This window comes from Chryseobacterium artocarpi, from assembly GCF_001684975.1.
In the GTDB taxonomy this organism is placed as follows: domain Bacteria; phylum Bacteroidota; class Bacteroidia; order Flavobacteriales; family Weeksellaceae; genus Chryseobacterium; species Chryseobacterium artocarpi.
This window is the reverse complement of sequence record NZ_MAYH01000045.1, coordinates 372,502-391,673: the sequence shown is the minus strand read 5'-3', so window position 1 is coordinate 391,673 and position 19,172 is coordinate 372,502. Positions and strand designations below refer to the sequence as shown.

Below are 19,172 nucleotides of genomic sequence, written 5' to 3'. Positions count from 1 at the left end.
TCAAAAATTTGGTAGCCTTTCTTATATTTGAACAAGAATTAACATTGAATATAGCATATCTGTAAAATATACAGAATGCAAACAACTAAAAATATAGGATGAAAGCTCCACAGGCAAAAAAAATAGAAAAAATACTGGAAATCCATGGTGACAGAAGAACAGATCATTACTTCTGGCTTAATGAAAGGGAAAATCCCGAAGTCATCAAATATCTTGAAGAGGAAAATGCCTATGAGGAATTCATCATGAAAGATACCGAAGAGCTTCAGGAAGAGCTTTTCGAAGAGATGAAAGCGCGTTATAAAAAGGATGATGAATCTCTGCCTTATTTTTTTAATGAATATTGGTACATTGTACGTTATGAAGAAGGCAAAGAATACCCTATTTTCTGTAGAAAACATAAGAGCTTAGACAACTCTGAAGAGATTGTACTTGACGTTAATGTTTTAGCAGAAGGTGAAGATTTTTTTGAAGTCGGAAGTGTAGCGGTAAGTCCTAATAATGAACTAGCTTCGTTTTCATCAGACAATGTGGGAAGAAGGATCTATACCTTAAATTTCAAAAACCTGAAAACAGGTGAAATCCTTGATGATAAAATCCTTAATACTACAGGAAAAGCAGTTTGGGCTAATGATAATAAGCATATTTTTTACATCAGAAAAGATAAAAGCCTTCGCGCATTCCAGGTATATAGACACCAATTGGGAACAGACTCTTCTGAAGATGTTCTAATCTTCCATGAAAAAGACGAAACTTTTGACGTAAACGTTTTTAAAACCAAGTCTTTAAAATACATTTTCATCGCAAGCTCAAGCACAATTTCGGATGAACATCACTTTATTCCTTCTGACAATGTTTTTGCAGACTGGACGGTGATCCAGCCAAGAATTGATGATCTTGAATATTCAGTGGAACATTACGAAGATGAGTTCTATATCATCACCAATGCTGATGATGCTACAAACTTTAAAATCGTTAAAACAAAGATTGAAAACTGTGGTATGGAAAACTGGGTGGATGTAATCCCTCACCGTGCTGAAGTTCTGTTGGAAGGTTTTGAAATTTTCAAAGATTATCTGGTTCTTGAAGAAAGAGAAAGAGGTTTACTTCAAATCAAAATTATTGACGAAAAAACACAGGAATCTCATTATCTTCCTTTCTCTGATCCTACTTATACGACTTACATAGGAATCAATCTAGAGTTTGACACTGAAGTTTTACGCTATGGTTATACTTCTTTGACGCAGCCAAGCTCTACCTATGAATATAATATGAAAGACAAAACGACCAAGCTCTTGAAGCAACAGGAAGTTTTGGGCGGAAAATTTATTCCTGAAAATTATATTTCAGAAAGAATCTGGGCAGATTCCAGAGACGGAGAAACGAAGATTCCTATTTCTTTGGTTTATCATAAAGACACGAAAAAGTCAGCTGATACTCCTCTTCTTTTATATGGTTATGGAAGTTATGGACATACTGTAGATGCAAGTTTTTCCAATGTAAGATTGTCAATCCTTGACCGTGGATTTATTTATGCCATTGCTCACATCAGAGGTGGTGAATATCTAGGTAGAGAATGGTATGAGGATGGAAAAATGTTATTCAAGAAAAATACGTTCTTCGACTTTATTGATGCCGGGAAATATTTAATCAAAGAAAACTATACTTCATCAAAACATCTTTACGCAATGGGTGGAAGTGCCGGAGGTCTATTAGTAGGAGCTGTTGTTAACTACGAGCCTGAATTATTCAACGGAATTGTAGCTCAGGTTCCTTTTGTGGATGTCGTTTCTACAATGTTGGACGATACAATCCCGTTAACAACCGGAGAGTATGATGAATGGGGAAATCCAAACGATGAGGAGTATTATCATTATATGAAAGAATATTCTCCCTATGATAATGTAGAAGCCAAGGATTACCCACATATGCTGATCACAACAGGATTCCATGATTCTCAGGTACAATATTGGGAACCAGCAAAATGGACTGCAAAACTTAGAGAATTAAAAACAGACAATAATATTCTGGTATTTAAGACTGATATGAGTTCTGGACACGGAGGAGCAAGCGGCAGATTTGAATCACTAAAAGAAGATGCATTAGAGTATGCATTCTTATTGAAGATTGATAAAAATAATTAAGGAAAACAATAATTTTTAAAAATATATCGTCATTATAAAAAGTGACAGATATCAACATATGAACGAAGCAGAATACTGGAAAAAAATAGAACAGTTCTTTGAAGACAATTTTCAAACGGAAAAGAATCCTCCTATTGAAACTTTATTGTTTTTAATAGGCTTACAAGAACTGGGAAGCGGGCAGCAGAAATATACAAAGGATGACAAAGTAAATCTCATTCATATTGCAGTATGCAGATTGCTTGAACCTTTTGGATATTATAAATTCACTCACTATGAAGACGGATGGCCTCAATTCGAAAAGTTAGAAGAACTTCCGGAATTAAGACCTAATGAACAGTCCTTGCTTATGAAAAAAGCGATTATTCAGTACTTTCAGGAGGAGGAATTAATCTAAATTTAAAAATGTTGAAATTTGAAAATTTGATAATAAAAGAATGTCTTAATTATCAAAAAAGCATCTAAAAAACAGCATTTTACGCATACAATAGAGATAAGCACAAACTTATCTCTATTTTTTTTTAGATATAATCAATCAGAAAAAGAAAAACATGTTATAAAAACATAAATACAATTAAAATTTTAAACCAATTCATTTACAACGTATTATCATTTTATTTTCTCAACATTCAATGTAATCTATATAATATTTCACAAAATGGTTGGTTGATACCATTTTAGATTTGTACTTTAGGCATTTACAGACCGCATTCTTTTGACCTGCTACTATGGTCAATTTCCCTCAGAATATTATGGTCAATTTCTTTGAACTTACACACCATGTATAAGTTCGAAAAAAACGACAAAACAAGTGAAGACCCCAGTTCATATTATGAGCCGGGAAGGAAAAGATTTGGAAAAATATAAAAAAACTAAAAACTGAAAAAAACTATGCATTTCGATAAAAATTCTTCTGGATAAAACAGATTAAAATTTAAATAGAAATCAACCATGAAAAAAATTAACACTTCTTTGATGTTGCTCATTGTTAATTTGGCTTTTTCACAAGTAGGTATTTCCAAAAATCCTACCGTTGAAATTCACAACAAAGCCATTTTACAGATAGATGGAAAATATGAAGGAAAGAATCTCGGCATGATGCTCCCTGAAGTATCACAGCCGGAGAATCTTCCATTCTACAATCCTCCGGTCTCAGACAATGAAATGACAGGAATGATAATGTTTGAAAAAACTCACGCTACCTTCTACTCATATGACGGAGCCAAATGGAACAATGAGCCTACCGCTGCAGACTTCAAAATGAATCAGTCCAGATTTTTGTCTACTGCCAATGAAGAAACAAGTGTAGTTTGTGTACTTCTTGGCTGCGGACGACATGTGGGTCTTAGTTTTAGTGCTCCGCTAGACGGGCAGCTATCTTATAATAATCTTAATATTACAAGAGAAACTGTTGTAGTTCCTGGCGGAGGAGCTTATGTTGACAGAAGCTATGACAATGCTAAATTCGTCATCAATGAACCTGGCGTTTATGACATTTACTTGAATGTCCCTTCAAAGACAGGAGGAGCCGTTTCTTTAACGAGCGGTCCACAGTATCAGCTGAGAGCCTACCTTAAACAAAGTAACGGAACTCACAGCGAAGTAAAACTTTCTACGTTTTTCCCTGACTATTATGGTATCCTTGGAATTGGAGGTGATAATAATACAGCAGCATTTACAACAACCAGAATTCGTTTAAACCCTGGTGATTATATCGTTTCCAGGATACATTCTCCATTGGCAACAGTTTCGGTAGCAATTACCCTTACTGCTGCAACCAATGCTAACATAGCCCAATATTATCCAAGAGAAATAATGTTTACCAAAGTAAGTGATTAAGATGACTAAGAAAACCATTGCATTAAACGTATTTATTGTAACAGCTATAGGAAGTATGGCTTTTGCTCAGGTAAAAATCGGCAACAGACCGGAAGCTGTACATCCCCGAGCGATGTTACAGGTAGAAAATAATACTAAAGGAATCATGCTGCCCAATGTTGAGAACCACACCCAACTTCCTCATTACAATCCTTCACAACCAGATTTATATGAGAATAAACCGGAAGATAACGGATTGATATTTTACAGCAAAGAAATAAAAGACGTTGTAAAATATGACGGATACAGATGGATTGCAGCAACAGAAAAAAGCATAAAAAATTATAAAAATCTAAGCATCCTTGGATCAGGCTCTGCAGATGTGACTGTTGCCAATGTACTTGGAATAACAGGACGTCCCACGCTACAGTTTCAAATTTTGAATAATCCGGATCGAAACAATATCAACAATTTAAATTTAACCGTCAATACAGATGGAGAAATAACGATCCCTTCAGACGGCTTCTACAGAATCAACCCTTCAGTAAAATCAAGTAATGCGGGAGGGCTTTCAGTAGGAAATGCGGCTACTATTATCTCACTTCAGGCTTTATATGTAAACGCTTCAGGAGACGGATGGCAGAAAATTCATGAAAACAGCTTTTTGTTATCAGGATTGCTGGTGACCGCAGGAAGCTCAAATTCCATCAACAGTTTTTCCACCACAAAGTTTCTTAAAGCTGGCGATAAAATCCGATTAAGAGGAGGTATTCAGGCTGATTCAGGATTAAATGTAGGAGCAGGAGTTACTTTTAAAATGAGTGATAAAGACACATTTTTATACATAGAAAAATTAAACTAGGATGATCAGAAAAATATACTTCACAGCATTTTTGCTAATAGCTAAAATAGCGTCTGCCCAAGTCATTGTGGGAGATAACAATAACCCAAGCACAAATTCAATGTTCACAGTGGTGAATAAAGAAGACAATCCTTCCAAATCCAAAGGAATGATGATTTCCACAGTAAATAATGAGACAGAACTGCCATTGTACAATATCAATCAACCAGATCATTTTAACGATGATCCAACCATGCAGGGAATGATATTCTATCAAAAAGACATCAAAAGAGTCGTTGTATATGATGGAGAAAAATGGAAACCTACCTTCTATGAAAGTGGCGGAAGAACCACAAGAGCCAGCATGAATCCGGCAACACCAGAAGATGATTTTCCATCAGTAACCTGTGTTCTTATCGGTTGTGGAGAAAAAGATGTCCCTTTCGGTTTTCACAACAGTTCTCTAGATTCGGATAAGCTTGGAATCATTGATCCTCAGGGAGCGGTGAACAATAATTTTAATAATTTTACCTTTAAGGAATCTGGCTTTTACAGAGTTCTCATCAGCTTAAAAGTAAAAAGCTCAGGAATACACGTAAGCCCTCCGGTGATTTCTTTCAGAGCATTAAAAAACGGAAATGTGCTTGCAAGAAATGATGTTTCTTTGAACGAAGCCATTTTAATTACAGCCGGAGCCAACAGAGTCGGAACCATGGAGTTTCTGGCAATGTTTGATAAAGGCGATCAGCTTAAAGTACAGGTATCCGGAGGTGTTTCTATCCTTACCGTTGCTGATAATTACAAAATTGTTCCTACAGACGGAACATTCATCAGTATAGAAAAGTTATAGTTTTAGCAAAAAATGAAAAAATAAAAACAGAGTATTCCATTGGAGTACTCTGTTCTTATATAATACAAAATTAATTTCGTCATTACTTTCTTCTTCATTTTTAATCGTTCAAATCATTACTTCTTCAAGTTTTCTAAAATTTCTTCCAACTGGTTTAATCCCATTTTAAAACCTTCTTCAAATCCCATATCCAGCATTTTTTTCATAATTTCCTGAGCTTGGTAATGAATATTCACCGTTACTTTCGTTCCTTCTTCCACTCCTGTAAATCCAAATAACCAATTGGAGCTGGGAAAATCTTTATTAATATTTCCATTTTCATCACAGAAAGAACTCATCCAGTCAAAGCTTCTGTGCTCCATAATTTCTCCATATTTAGATTGAGAATAAGACTTTTCACTGTTAGGACCTACCATAGCATAATGCCAGATACCTCCTTCTTTAAAATCTTGTTTTACAGTTTCACATTTCCAGGGTCTTGGTCCCCACCACAGATCCAATAATCCGGATTGGGTAAAATAGTTCCACACTGTTGAAACATCAGCTTTGTAAATTTTCATTACATATACACTGTCTGAATCAAAATCTTTGTTGAAAACGATATTAGATTCCATAAGTAATTATTTTTATTAAAGTTACCGTTTTATTTACTGACAGGACTTTTCATATGACAAGTAATTATTCATTCATAAATAATTGTTAAAAAACACTCTTTTAAGAAAAAAAATATAATTTTTTGGCTCGTTTTTTGTTTATGTAATCTTAAAACAATTAATTTTAACATTCATTTTTCCAAAACATATATAATTAAATAATGAATAATAAATTCATCCCAATAATTTCGGTGTTTATGACAATCTCACTGATTGTCTTCGTTACGCTCCAATTTTATTGGCTGAAAGGGTATTACGGTGTACTGGAACAGGATTTTTCAAATAAAGTTTACTCTGTTTTGGAAAACACTTCAAAAACCGTCGAGGAAATTGAAGCAGATAAATACCTTACCAAAGACAACAGAAGTACCATTCTTGCCAACAGCAAAAATCCTTCCCTTACAACAATTCAACAGGTAGAAGATTCCGGTACTCAAAGACAAATCATTTATTCCAAGAATATTATTTCCAATGCGCAGCTTCCTATCTCTAAAAAAGGTGATTCTGTAAAGCTTACAACGTTATATACCGATGAAGCCGCATACAAAATAAAAAGAGACACAACCAGTCGGGAAATTCTTACTTCAGATATCAATCAGGATATTGAAACCGGAGATTATGCGGTAAAAGAATTCGTAAAAGTATACGGAAACAACCTTCCGATTGCTCAAAGAGTAAATCCAGCCACCCTTGACTCAGTTATTGCAAAAGAGCTTAAAATCAGAGGAATTACAGCAAAGTTCGGGTATGGAATCGTTGATAAAGACAATAAACTTACCAGCATTGCCAATAAAGCCTATAAAGAGAAAAAAGACAGCAATACTTACAGCTATCCTCTTTTTACAGATAAAAAGTACAATACTTTATACAGCCTTGCATTGGTTTTCCCTAAAAAGGAATATTCTTTGGCAATGAACAACTGGCCAATGTTGTTGGGTACTTTCCTTTCCTTATTAACTATTTTAGGAATTTATATTATTTCTATCAATTATATGATGAGGCAGAAAAAGCTTGCTGAAGTAAAGACAGATTTCATCAACAATATGTCTCATGAGTTCAAAACTCCACTGGCAACCATTTCTGTAGCAACAGATTCTCTGGCAAATGACAAAATTGCAACCAATCCGGACAAAGTAAAATATTATTCAGAGTTGATCAAACAGGAAAACCTGAGGATGAAAAAACAGGTAGAAAATGTTCTGAATATGTCTAAACTGGAAAGAAATGAAGTAGAGCTATTCCTAAAAGAAACCAATGTAAGAGAATTGATCAAGAGAACTACCGAATCTTTCAACCTGATTGTACAGCAAAGAAACGGATCGCTTACCCAAAAATTCAATGCTACTCAATATAATTTTAAAATAGATGAGTTTCACATCTCGAATATGCTGGTCAACCTTTTGGATAATGCAAACAAATATTCTCCCGAAGCACCGGAAATTCATGTAGAAACAAGAAATGAAGGACATTGGTATGTAATTGAGATTTCAGATAAAGGAATGGGAATGGAAACCCAGAACAAAACGAAAATTTTCGAAAAATTCTTCAGGGAAGAAACCGGAAATATTCACAATGTAAAAGGACAGGGATTAGGTCTTTCCTATGTTAAAAAGATTGTAGAATTACATAAAGGGCAGATTATTGTAGACTCTCACAAAGGAAACGGAAGTACGTTTACGATTAAATTGCCAATGAGCTAAAAGCATAAATGATGGGTAATAAATAATTTAAAATTTATTGATCATCATTAATTATAAATAAGAAACCAAATAACAAAATATAAGAAGAGAGAGTGAGTGAGTTCATTCTTAATTGTTAATTATTAATTAGTAAAAGTTATGAGCAACAGAATATTATTAGTAGAGGACGATCAGAGTTTCGGAGCGGTGCTTAAAGATTATTTAACAATCAATAATTTTGAAGTTACCCTTGCAACTGACGGAGAACAGGGACTTAAAGAATTTACAGAAAATGAATTCGACATCTGTATATTTGATGTAATGATGCCTAAGAAGGATGGATTTTCATTAGCTGAAGACGTAAAAAAAATTGATAAAAATACACCCATCATATTCCTTACAGCAAGAAATATGAGAGAAGACATTCTGAAAGGATACCAGCTGGGAGCAGACGATTATATCACCAAACCATTTGACACTGAACTTCTTTTATATAAGATTAAAGCTATTCTTCAGAGAAGCTCTACCCTTGAAAACGAAGAACAGGAACAGTTCAAGATCAGCAATATTTTCTTTGATTCTATGCTGAGACAGCTTAAAGTAGGTGATAAAGAATATAAACTTTCTCCTAAAGAAAACGAACTATTGAAGCTTCTTTGCATCCACAGAAACGATTTCATGCCAAGAGACCTTGCTTTAAGAAAGATCTGGAAAAAAGAAAACTATTTTACAGCAAGAAGTATGGACGTTTATATTGCTAAGCTTCGTAAATTATTAAAAGATGACGAAGGATTGGAAATTATCAACGTTCACGGAGAAGGATTTAGACTTCTTGTGAAAAATTAATCTAAAAATAGTATTATAAATATAAAATTAGCAAAACAATTGAAAATGTTTTGCTAATTTTGTTTCATACCAATGGATATGAAGAATACATTTATAGGTTTGATCACTGTATCATTATTAGCAGTCTCTTGTAAAAAGGATGAAAGAGCAACTTATATAAAAGAAGAAGCAGGTTCTCAGCAACCCGCAGTAGCAATAAACAATACGTCTAAAACAGCATTGATGGATCAGGCAGGAATTAAATCCAGCCCAACTCCTACACCCATGGCAACTGCTCCGGGGATGAATCCTCCACACGGACAGCCAGGGCACCGTTGTGATATTGCTGTAGGGCAACCATTAAATAGCCAGCCTGCAGCTACTCCTTCCCCACAAAATGTCAGCACCGGAAATAAAAATGTTATTCAGGTAGACCCTAATACAGTACCGGCAAATCTCGTAGCTGCAAATAATGCCAGACTGGCTAAAACTGCTCCAGGAATGAATCCTCCTCACGGACAGCCAGGACACCGTTGTGATATACCTGTAGGACAGCCATTAAACAGTAAAGCAACTCCAACATCTAAACCTGCGCAAAACATTGTACAACCTACACCTGCTCCTACTCCTGCCCCAGCAGCGCAAAATATTGCAAAGGGTGAAAAACCAAAATTAAATCCTGCACATGGAGAGCCTTGGCACAACTGTTCCTTAAAAGTTGGTGATCCATTGCTATAAATTTTGTAATTTTGCAGGCATGAAGCTGTTTCACATACTTGCAATAGTATTTTGTCTGGGAATTTTCTTAGTTCCCAAGGATAGCTTCTATACTCAATCTATGCAGGATACATGCTGTAAAGCTGAGTCTAAAAAGAGTGACTGCTGTAAAAATCATTCTTCCAAAAAAGACGGCAAAGATGATTCAAAACAATCATCTTGTAATGACGACTGCTGTTCTTCATGTGTGGTCTGCTATACTTTTATTGAAACTCCGTTTTCAAAAAATCTAAGATTGGAACTGTCTTATTACAAAACGAATAAGAATCCACAGTTTCAATACTCAGCTCCGCATCTTTCAGATCGTTTAAAGGAAATTTGGCAACCGCCTAAAATAGGTTAATTAAAGCATTGTGCGTTCATTATATTATGTAATGAATCGTTTTTTAATTAATCTAAACTTTTAAACAAAATGAAATTATATATTTCCAGGTTTATACTTGGTGCATTATTCTTATTTACACAATTTATATCAGCTCAAAGTTTTTCTAAAAACCAATTCAAGGTAAAAGGAAACTGTGAAATGTGCAAAACCCGAATTGAAGGAGCTGCTAAAAAAGCAGGCGCAAAAAAGGCTGTTTATTCTATTGATCTTCAAACACTAACTATAGAAACAGATAAAGTTTCTACAGATGATATTCTGAAAAAAGTGGCAGAAGCTGGTCATGACAATGAAAAATTCAAAGCTTCTGATGATGTCTACAAAAGCCTTCCGGGATGTTGTTTATACGACAGAGATCTACAACCTGAACAAGCAGAATCTCACCATGAACATCATACCAATACTGCTGCTCCAGCTAAAAAAGATAATGAGTTTTATGTAAGGGGAAACTGTGCTTCATGCAAGGCAAGAATTGAAAAAGCAGCTAAAAATGCAGGCGCAGATCTAGCTGAATGGAATGCAGATAAACAAACCGTTATCTTAAACTTCGATTCATCAAAAACCTCATCAGATAAGATTTTAAAATCAATTGCGGATGCAGGGCATGATAATGAAAAGTATAAGGCTTCTGATGATGTTTATAACGGGCTGCCGGGTTGTTGTTTGTATGACAGGGATTTTGCTTTTGGGGAAGCTAATCCAAAGGTTCATTATGAAGAAGAAACAAAACATGAAGGTCATAAAGAACACCAGACTCCCTCTAATGATGAACCTCAGAGCAAACATGAAAAAAACATTGAAGGTGTTGTTGTAACCGGTTCTAAAGCGGCAACTTCTGTAAGTAAAAAAGAAACAGGGCTTGTTTTTAATATTGATAAAAAGGAGCTATTAAAAGCTGCATGTTGTAATCTATCCGAAAGTTTTGAAACGAATGCAACAGTAGATGTATCTTTCAGCAATGCGGTAACGGGTACAAAACAGCTGAAAATGCTTGGTTTGGATCAGAAATACACCAGTTTGACAAAGGAACAATTGCCTGAGATCAGAGGATTGGCTTCTGCATATGGTTTAAATTTCATTCCCGGAAGATGGATTGAAAGTATTCAGCTAACAAAAGGAGGAAGTACTGTAACAAATGGCTACGAGAGTATCACAGGACAAATCAATACTGAGCTTCTGAAAAACGCAAAAACTCCAGAAACATCATTGAATCTTTTCTCTGATTTTAACGGAAGAGCAGAAATCAATATTACCAATGTCTCTCCTATCAATGATAAATGGTCACAGACTTTTTTACTTCACGGAAACGGAACATTCGGGAATACAGATATGAATGATGATGGTTTCCTTGACAGACCAAAGGGAACGCAGATCAACGCAGCTTATTTATTAAATTATAATGATCTTGAAAAGTCAGGATTTGGGTCTCACTTTGGAATTAATTTTATCAGAGATGAAAGAACTGCAGGACAGATTGGCTTTGATAAAAATCTGGCTCAGGATAAGCAGCCTGCATACGGTGTGGGTATTGATATTTCAAGATTTCAGGTTTGGAATAAAACAGGATATGTCTTTAAGGGAAAACCTTACCAAAGTATTGGCTGGATGAACCAGTACGTGTATCATCAGCAAGACAGTTTTTTTGGTTTGAGAAATTATGCAGGAAAACAGCATACGTATTATTCCAATTTAATATTTGAGAGTGTTCTTGGAAATACTAATCATAAATATAAAGCTGGTGCAAGTTTCTTATATGATGGTTATGAAGAGAATTATCTGATTGATAATATGAAGAGAAACGAAATTGTTCCGGGAATTTTTGCTGAATATACTTTAACAGGTTTAAAATATACTTTAGTAGCAGGAACAAGGGTTGATTTTCATAATCTGGCGGGTACTCAGTTTACACCAAGGGTAAATTTCAAGTATGATTTCACGCCACAGACTATTTTAAGACTTTCTGCGGGAAGAGGATTCAGAACGGCGAATGTATTTGCGGAAAACCAACAGTATTTTGCATCAAACAGAGCAATCAATATCTTACCAAACGGTGGAAATATTTATGGATTAAAGCCAGAAATTGCATGGAACTATGGAGCAAGTTTGCAGCAGGAGTTTAAGCTTTTCGGAAGAAAATCCAGCATTATTGCAGATTTTTTCAGAACAGATTTCCAGGATCAGGTATTGGTGGATTTGGATAGATCTCCTCAGCAGCTGACGTTCTATAACCTTGATGGAAAGTCATTTGCCAATTCATTCCAGACTCAGTGGGATTTCACTCCATTCAAAAACTTTGATGTAAGGCTTGCTTATAAATATTATGATGTGCAGGCTGATTATATTGATGGAAGAAGAGAGGTTCCATTTATGGCAAAACACAGAGGATTTGTAAACCTTGCCTATTCTACCAATAAAAATGATAAGGGTGGATTCTGGAGTTTTGATACGACTTTAAACTGGGTTGGAAAACAAAGGCTTCCTGATATGGCTGGTAATCCTGCAGAGTTTCAATTACCGGTTTATTCAAACTCTTATGCTGTATTGAATGCGCAGATTTCAAAAAACTTCAACAAGAAGCTTAGAGCTTATTTGGGGGGAGAAAATTTGACTTCTTATTATCAGAAAAATGCGATTATAGACTTCAAAAATCCTTTCGGAAATTATTTTGATGGCGGAATGGTATATGCTCCTATTATGAAAGCGAATTTCTATGTAGGATTGGATGTGACTTTTTAAGAGTAGGAAAATGGAGAATGGAGGGACTCTTCATCGACAGACTTCTTTAGCTACGATAAATTAATATAAGTAAAACGTTATAGGTTTTTGAAACCTATAACGTTTATTTTTTATCTGCTCACTTCAGTTTGAACAATTAGATTATTTCCCAAAATGACCTTTCATAAAACCTCCAATAACTTCCCTCTTCCCGTGCCCAGCTTCCTTACCAAAATAAAAAAGCAGCATCAGAATTGATGCTGCTTTTTATTTTATCTTCCAAAGTCATCTTGTACTCTTACAATATCATCTTCATCTGAAGGGTTGGATGCGTCTGTATGCTGCCAGATCTCAGCTACAATTCCCCATCCTGATAAACCAATCAGCCTGTGTCTTTCGCCTTGCTGAAGTTTGATCTGATCTTTCGGTTTGTATTCTGCAAGTTCACCTTCTTCATCTGTGTTACTTCTTTTGATTCCTACAGTTCCTTCAACGACCTGCCAGATTTCTGCTCTTCTGTGGTGATATTGCCAGCTTAGTCTGGCTTCGGGAGCTACAATAAGAATTTTTGGGCTTAGCTTCCCTCCTATTCTCAGGTTTTCTACATCTATCCCATCAAAATACTGATTGGCAAAATCCTGCGCCTGTGTTTCATCAATAACGAAAAAACCACCCCATGGTCTTGTATCATCTTTTGCTGCAATGGTAAAACCTTGTGCCTGCAGCATGCCTTCTACTCTATCGAATATTTCTTTTTTTTCTGTACTCATACAGTTATAATTGTATTTCTAATTTAAAATTTATTTTCTTAATTCTTCTTTTGACATTGAATACGGGAAGTCTTTTTCCTGTGATCCTCTCTCTTTATTTGGCTTGCTGTCCATTTTAAAATCCAGCACGGCTCCTTTAATAAGTTCCTGATGACTTAGCCAGTTCTTGGAATAAGGCTGTTTATTTACATTCAATGATTTTACATATAAATTTTCTGCGCTGTTTTCCGGTGCTTTCACTTCAATTTTCATTCCGTTTTCCAAATGAATGGTAGCTTCTTTAAATAATGGTGCTCCCAATACATATTGATCTGTTGCCGGTGTTACAGGATAAAAACCTAAAGCCGAGAAAATGTACCATGCAGAAGTCTGCCCGTTATCTTCATCTCCACAATATCCATCAGGTGTCGGCTGGTATAATTTGTTCATCACCTGTCTTGCCCAATATTGTGTTTTATAAGGAGCCCCGGCATAATTATACAAATAAATCATATGCTGAATAGGCTGATTTCCGTGAGCATATTGTCCCATATTCATAATCTGCATTTCTCTGATCTCGTGGATTACCCCACCATAATAACTATCATCAAAAACAGGTGGCAGTGAAAACACCTCATCCAGTTTAGCCTCAAATTTCTTTTTACCTCCCATCAGCTCGGCAAGACCATCCACATCCTGAAAAACTGACCATGTGTAATGCCAGCTGTTTCCTTCTGTAAAAGCATCTCCCCACTTAAATGGATTAAAAGGCTTTTGAAAATTACCGTCTTTATTTTTACCTCGCATCAAGCCTGTTTCTTTATCAAACAGATTTTTGTAATTATACGCTCTTTTTTTATAAATATCAATTTCTGATGCAGGTTTTCCCAGCGCTTTTCCTAATTGATAAATAGCAAAATCATCATAAGCATATTCTAATGTTCTGGCTGCATTTTCATTAATCTTCACATCGTAAGGAACATAACCTAGTTTATTGTAATATTCTACTCCTGCACGCCCTACGGCTTCTATAGGTCCTTCGTTATCAGCCCCATGTTTTACTGCCTGCCAAAGGGTTTCTACGTCGTAACCACGAAGTCCTTTAATATAAGCATCTGCAACTACTGACGCTGAATTGTTCCCAATCATGATATCAGAATACCCAGGACTACTCCATTCCGGCAAAAATCCTCCTTCTTTATAAGCATTCACTAGCCCTTCCTGCATTTCCATATTAATACTTGGATAAACAAGGTTCAGGAAAGGGTATAACGCACGGAAAGTATCCCAAAATCCTGTTCCTGCAAACATTTTTCCGTCCAGAATTTTACCATTGTATGGGCTCCAGTGTTTTACTTTGTTCTGAGCATCAATTTCATATAATTTTTGTGGAAAGAATAGAGTTCTGTACAGAGATGAGTAAAAAGTTCTCATCTGTTGATCTGTACCTCCTTTTACTTCTATTTTTCCTAAAGTTTTATTCCAGATATTTTTAGCATCTGTCTTTACCTGCTCAAAGTTTCTGTTTCCAATTTCTCTTTTAAGGTTCAGCTCTGCCTGCTCAAAGCTAATGAAGGAAGATGCTACTTTAGCATACACCGATTCTTTATCTTTTAGTTTAAAACCTACTACCGCTCCCGCGTGATCACTTGTAATTTCCAACTGATAATTAACAAATTTATCGTCTTTCCAGCCTTTTGTAAGCTCAAAATCTTTATCAAACTGGATAACAAAGTAATTTTTAAAATTGTCATACTTACCTGTAGAATATCTGGTGGTGTATCCTAAAATTTTTCTTTCTTTAGGAAGAATCTTAACGTATGAGCCTTTGTTTAAAGCATCAATTACGACGTAAGCACTGTCTGTTTTTGGAAAATCAAATTTAAAAAAGGAAGCTCTCTCGGTAGGAGTAAACTCTGTAGTCACATTGATGTCTGCCAGATATACACTATAGAAATAGGGAGTTGAAACCTCAGCTTTATGACTGAACCAGCTTGCTCTGTCATCTTCTTTAAATTTAACTTTACCTACTCCCGGCATGATAGAAAATGCGCCATAATCATTCATCCATGGAGAGGGCTGATGGGTTTGCTTGAATCCTTTAATCTTGTCTGCATCGTAAGTATACGCCCATCCGTCACCCATTTTTCCGGTTTGCGGAGTCCAGATATTCATTCCCCATGGCAATCCTACTGCCGGATAAGTGTTTCCTGTTGATAAGGAAGGTTTTGACTGGGTTCCCATCAATGGATTTACATAGTCTACAGGGGATAGGTTTTGCCCGAAAGCCAAGCCCTGTAACAGTAGAAAGAAAGTAGAAAATATTGACTTCATTATATCGTTTCGTTTATTAGTTTATTGTTACCTTTTTCGAAGCATAGCTTGCGGCTCCTAAAATAGCTGCATCTTCAAAAATAGCAGAAATTTTCACCTCTAAATTAATATTATTCTTATTTAAGTTCTGAACAAATCTTTCTTCAAAATAAGGATAGGCTTTTGCAATATTCCCTCCTAGAACTAACACTTCGGGAGTGTAATGAGCTACGTATTTTATGATAAATTCAGAAAAGGAATCGGCATATTCATTAAATATCTGATTCTGAATTTCTTTGGGCTTATCCAATAAATCTTTTGTTCCTGAAATTTTCTCACCGGTAAGTTCTTCATAGCGATTAACAAACCAACGGGTTGCCAGATAATCTTCTGATATTGAATTTTTAAATGCGGTATCCCACAAGTCTTCATCGGTTGCTGTGTCTCCGTTGTAAAAAGTAGTTCCCAAGCCTGTTCCAAGTGTTATTCCAAAAACTCTTTTGAAATCCTGGACACATCCGCCGAATACTTCTCCTTCCATAAATGCAGCAGCATCATTCACAAAATGAATCTGATTCTGATCAACAGATAACCTTTTTGCCAATTCTTCTTTAATATTAACCTGATAAATATCGATAAACTTTCCTTGCTGCATCAAAGATATTCCGTTTTCATAATCGAAGGGTCCGGGCATGGCAATTCCGATTATAAGATCATCTTTTACCAGATCATGAGCTGCTTTTTCAATGGCTGAAACCCATGCAGAGAAAATAGTTTCTTTATCATCAAATGAATTGACATGTTCTCTTACATAGGTTGAAGTAATAATTTCTCGTTTTTCTGCATTTACCTGCGCCAGCGTAATATGTGATCCGCCAATATCAATTCCTAATATATTCTGCATCGTTTTTAATTTTAATCAATTCTTTATGACTGAAAACAGACAAACAAGAATATACAACCTGTCTGCCTGTTTACAATTTAACTATATTTTAGTTAAAACAGTCTATATCTGTATTTTACTTTACTATAATCTTACCTGACGACAGGACTTTATTATTTGATGATGTGATTTTGTAAATATAAGTACCACTAATTAAATCCTGTGTATTGATTGTATTATTATTTTGACTAATATTCTGTTTTTTTGATAATTTTCCGGCGTTATCATACAATTCCACTTCATTAGCAGAACTGTCATTGATTGTAAAATGAATGTCATTTCCTTTCCTTACCGGATTTGGATATGCTCCGCTTTCTTTTAATAGATCAGCCTCTCTTGTGGATAATAAAGCTGTACAAGGAACATCTGTCTTCCAGTTTGTATCTGTCATACTCACCAATGTTGCAAAGTGTGTATTTGGAGTTGAATCCAAGGCCGCGGTTCCGCTTCCTTCATCCATTTTCCAGTTGGCTTCAAGATTTGTTGAATTGGGAGCTACATTACATTTATTATCTATTATTTCCTGAGCAGACAATGCTCTTTTCCACACTCTGAATTCATCCAATGAACCATTGATTGTACGTGAGTTATCATAGTTTCTTCCAAGATAAAGAATTCCGTTAGCAGTAAAGTTACCTGTTACCTGTGAACTTGCATCCAGACTGCCATTCACATAAAGTTTCATGGACGCTCCATCATATGTTGCTGCGATATGATACCATGTGTTTGTATTAAATGAGGCATTACTGTTTAATTTTACCTGTGATGATCCAAAGCTTAATATAAACTGAAGTTTGTTATTGGCAAGATTTCCATCTCCAAATCTTAACATTGCAGAATTACTGTCTCCTACTTCAATTCCCATGACAGATGAAATGTTAGGAAACGCTGTTTTAAAAGCATTTACTTTTACCCAACCTTCAAATGTCAAAGCATTCCCACTTAGATTGAATTGTCCTGCATTAAGATAATTTGTACTTCCGTTGAAGGAAAGTGATCTTGGACCAGGGCTTGTGATAGGAGCCAAACCGCTATTAAATGTTCCATCTGCTGAATAAGCGCTTGTGGTTCCTCCATTACAGACAGATTGTACTTTCCATACATAGTTTGTATTAGGGGTGAGGTTTTGTAAGGAATAATTATTTGTGGTAATATTCTGAACCTCGTTCCATGTAGTTGCCGCAGCTGTTTTATATTGTAATGTATAAGAAGATGCTGTTCCTGTCCAGGATAATTGGGTGGTATTTCCGAGATAGCTACCAGATGTTAACCCTGAAGGAGTTGCACATCCGTTTCCTGAATTAAATCTCGGAGCAAAAAGATAAGTACTCGTTAATGTTGACGAACAGTTGGATTGTATTCTCCAGTCGTAATCGGTATTCAGGGTAAGGTTATTGATAGTTACATTATTTCCTGAATAATTAGTGGTTGCATTAGTCCAAACTGTTGAATTGGCAGGCTTATAATCAACATTATAGGTTTGAGATCCATTGGAAGTCCAATTCAATTTTGCCGAAGTTCCTGTAACGTTACTTACATCCAATCCTAATGGCGGATCACAGCTTTGCCCTGGGGACCAAGAATATAACTGTCCGCTGAGCTGTGTATTTTCGTTATAAAGAATATTAGAGCCTGTGCTCAGATAGTTGGCAACATTGGCAGAACCCAAATCATACCACATGAAAACGCCATAGCCATCATTTTTTGTACTTGTTGCTAAATTTGCCAGTGTAGAGGCAGAAGTAGAGCCAGAGTTGGTATTTTGGATCCATATTGCGGCTGGAGAAAGCTTTGTTTTATTAAGAGGAGGAACATTTGGAACGCTGTAGGTTCCATACATGGCATTCCAGCTGTAATTGATATAGTTTCCGGCTGCATCCCCGTTGTAACTTTGTCTTGATGTTGCTGGTCCGTAATAATAGAATGTGATCAGTTTATCAGGCATTGCGGCTCTAAGTTCCTGTAAGAGCATTACAAAAGAACTGTTATTAGGCTGTCCTGTTCCGTTGTTACCATATCCAGCGTATTCATCATCCAGATCTACGCCGTCCAGTCCGTAAGTATTGACAGTGTGGGCAACCTGTAAAGCGAAATCTTTTGCTGCTTCACGGTTTGGGAAATTGGAAATTCCCACACCCTGGTGATTTCCTAAGATATCGAGAAGAACTTTAATTCCTTTTTGCTGTAGGGGTTTCACATAGGTATTTACATCATTCAGAACCTTGGTAACGTTGTTGTTACTTGAAATATAGGCTCTGCTTTTGGAAACATCATAATTGATATTGGCTGCAAAGATGATTGCAACGTCAAAAAGCTGTCTGTTTGTGTTCTGAAGTGTATAAGAACCTGCATTCAGCATATTATTGTTATTCACTTCCACATAGCAAACTCCAAGCGGATTGAGCTGTTGTGCATTGAGTTGAGAACCTGTATGAAGCATCATTGCCATCAGGGGAATAAGAAGGGATTTTTTTTTCATAATA

Annotated in this window: 15 protein-coding genes; 10 read left to right on the top strand and 5 right to left on the bottom strand. The window is 35.8% G+C overall.

All coding sequences use genetic code 11. The features are described 5' to 3' along the window. Positions 1 to 98 precede the first annotated feature (98 nt). The 5 genes from BBI01_RS16590 to BBI01_RS16570 all read left to right on the top strand — a co-directional run bounded on the left by BBI01_RS16590 (position 99) and on the right by BBI01_RS16570 (position 5,653). Positions 99 to 2,144 carry a S9 family peptidase gene (locus BBI01_RS16590; protein ID WP_065395754.1) on the top strand — a complete coding sequence of 682 codons (2,046 nt, stop codon included), beginning with the start codon at positions 99 to 101 and terminating at the stop codon, positions 2,142 to 2,144. Positions 2,145 to 2,202: 58 nt separating this feature from the next. Then, positions 2,203 to 2,541, top strand: a complete 339-nt coding sequence (locus tag BBI01_RS16585; RefSeq protein WP_065395753.1) for a hypothetical protein — start codon at positions 2,203 to 2,205, stop codon at positions 2,539 to 2,541. Positions 2,542 to 3,095: 554 nt separating this feature from the next. Further along, a complete protein-coding gene (locus tag BBI01_RS16580; RefSeq protein WP_065395752.1) occupies positions 3,096 to 3,983 on the top strand; it encodes a hypothetical protein in 888 nt (295 codons plus the stop codon). A gap of 1 nt (position 3,984) precedes the next feature. After that, positions 3,985 to 4,824, top strand: a complete 840-nt coding sequence (locus BBI01_RS16575; RefSeq protein WP_065395751.1) for a hypothetical protein — start codon at positions 3,985 to 3,987, stop codon at positions 4,822 to 4,824. Between the two features lies 1 nt (position 4,825). Further along, entirely contained in the window at positions 4,826 to 5,653 is an 828-nt protein-coding gene (locus BBI01_RS16570) for a hypothetical protein (protein ID WP_065395750.1), read from the top strand. 116 nt (positions 5,654 to 5,769) lie between these two features. Here BBI01_RS16570 and BBI01_RS16565 read toward each other — a convergent pair whose 3' ends face one another. Beyond that, a complete protein-coding gene (locus BBI01_RS16565) occupies positions 5,770 to 6,267 on the bottom strand; it encodes an SRPBCC family protein (protein WP_065395749.1) in 498 nt (165 codons plus the stop codon). 200 nt (positions 6,268 to 6,467) lie between these two features. On the opposite strand from BBI01_RS16565, the gene BBI01_RS16560 reads away from it, so the two are divergent. From BBI01_RS16560 to BBI01_RS16540, 5 genes are all read left to right on the top strand, one after another. Then, entirely contained in the window at positions 6,468 to 8,006 is a 1,539-nt protein-coding gene (locus BBI01_RS16560) for a sensor histidine kinase (protein WP_065395748.1), read from the top strand. Positions 8,007 to 8,144: 138 nt separating this feature from the next. Further along, complete coding sequence (locus BBI01_RS16555) at positions 8,145 to 8,831, top strand: response regulator transcription factor (protein WP_002982671.1); 687 nt, start codon at positions 8,145 to 8,147, stop codon at positions 8,829 to 8,831. 72 nt (positions 8,832 to 8,903) lie between these two features. Further along, entirely contained in the window at positions 8,904 to 9,548 is a 645-nt protein-coding gene (locus BBI01_RS16550; protein ID WP_065395747.1) for a hypothetical protein, read from the top strand. 19 nt (positions 9,549 to 9,567) lie between these two features. After that, positions 9,568 to 9,930 (top strand): hypothetical protein, encoded by a 363-nt coding sequence (locus tag BBI01_RS16545; RefSeq protein WP_065395746.1) that lies wholly within the window; start codon positions 9,568 to 9,570, stop codon positions 9,928 to 9,930. A 69-nt stretch (positions 9,931 to 9,999) separates the two neighbouring features. Further along, entirely contained in the window at positions 10,000 to 12,705 is a 2,706-nt protein-coding gene (locus BBI01_RS16540) for a TonB-dependent receptor domain-containing protein (protein ID WP_065395745.1), read from the top strand. Positions 12,706 to 12,956: 251 nt separating this feature from the next. Here BBI01_RS16540 and BBI01_RS16535 read toward each other — a convergent pair whose 3' ends face one another. The 4 genes from BBI01_RS16535 to BBI01_RS16520 form a co-directional block, all read right to left on the bottom strand. Continuing rightward, positions 12,957 to 13,454 (bottom strand): cupin domain-containing protein, encoded by a 498-nt coding sequence (locus tag BBI01_RS16535; RefSeq protein ID WP_065395744.1) that lies wholly within the window; start codon positions 13,452 to 13,454, stop codon positions 12,957 to 12,959. 30 nt (positions 13,455 to 13,484) lie between these two features. Next, on the bottom strand, positions 13,485 to 15,767 hold the full coding sequence (locus BBI01_RS16530) for a GH92 family glycosyl hydrolase (RefSeq protein WP_065395743.1): 2,283 nt from the start codon (positions 15,765 to 15,767) through the stop codon (positions 13,485 to 13,487). A 16-nt stretch (positions 15,768 to 15,783) separates the two neighbouring features. Further along, entirely contained in the window at positions 15,784 to 16,650 is an 867-nt protein-coding gene (locus tag BBI01_RS16525; protein ID WP_065395742.1) for an ROK family protein, read from the bottom strand. A 115-nt stretch (positions 16,651 to 16,765) separates the two neighbouring features. After that, a complete protein-coding gene (locus BBI01_RS16520) occupies positions 16,766 to 19,168 on the bottom strand; it encodes an endo-beta-N-acetylglucosaminidase H (RefSeq protein WP_065395741.1) in 2,403 nt (800 codons plus the stop codon). Positions 19,169 to 19,172: the final 4 nt, after the last annotated feature.

Excerpts from the sequence above, each read along its gene's own strand:
- BBI01_RS16590 (WP_065395754.1), top strand. The coding sequence starts at position 99 with ATGAAAGCTCCACAGGCAAAAAAAATAGAAAAAATACTGGAAATCCAT.
- BBI01_RS16585 (WP_065395753.1), top strand. The coding sequence starts at position 2,203 with ATGAACGAAGCAGAATACTGGAAAAAAATAGAACAGTTCTTTGAAGAC.
- BBI01_RS16580 (WP_065395752.1), top strand. The coding sequence starts at position 3,096 with ATGAAAAAAATTAACACTTCTTTGATGTTGCTCATTGTTAATTTGGCT.
- BBI01_RS16575 (WP_065395751.1), top strand. The coding sequence starts at position 3,985 with ATGACTAAGAAAACCATTGCATTAAACGTATTTATTGTAACAGCTATA.
- BBI01_RS16570 (WP_065395750.1), top strand. The coding sequence starts at position 4,826 with ATGATCAGAAAAATATACTTCACAGCATTTTTGCTAATAGCTAAAATA.
- BBI01_RS16565 (WP_065395749.1), bottom strand. The coding sequence starts at position 6,267 with ATGGAATCTAATATCGTTTTCAACAAAGATTTTGATTCAGACAGTGTA.
- BBI01_RS16560 (WP_065395748.1), top strand. The coding sequence starts at position 6,468 with ATGAATAATAAATTCATCCCAATAATTTCGGTGTTTATGACAATCTCA.
- BBI01_RS16555 (WP_002982671.1), top strand. The coding sequence starts at position 8,145 with ATGAGCAACAGAATATTATTAGTAGAGGACGATCAGAGTTTCGGAGCG.
- BBI01_RS16550 (WP_065395747.1), top strand. The coding sequence starts at position 8,904 with ATGGATATGAAGAATACATTTATAGGTTTGATCACTGTATCATTATTA.
- BBI01_RS16545 (WP_065395746.1), top strand. The coding sequence starts at position 9,568 with ATGAAGCTGTTTCACATACTTGCAATAGTATTTTGTCTGGGAATTTTC.
- BBI01_RS16540 (WP_065395745.1), top strand. The coding sequence starts at position 10,000 with ATGAAATTATATATTTCCAGGTTTATACTTGGTGCATTATTCTTATTT.
- BBI01_RS16535 (WP_065395744.1), bottom strand. The coding sequence starts at position 13,454 with ATGAGTACAGAAAAAAAAGAAATATTCGATAGAGTAGAAGGCATGCTG.
- BBI01_RS16530 (WP_065395743.1), bottom strand. The coding sequence starts at position 15,767 with ATGAAGTCAATATTTTCTACTTTCTTTCTACTGTTACAGGGCTTGGCT.
- BBI01_RS16525 (WP_065395742.1), bottom strand. The coding sequence starts at position 16,650 with ATGCAGAATATATTAGGAATTGATATTGGCGGATCACATATTACGCTG.
- BBI01_RS16520 (WP_065395741.1), bottom strand. The coding sequence starts at position 19,168 with ATGAAAAAAAAATCCCTTCTTATTCCCCTGATGGCAATGATGCTTCAT.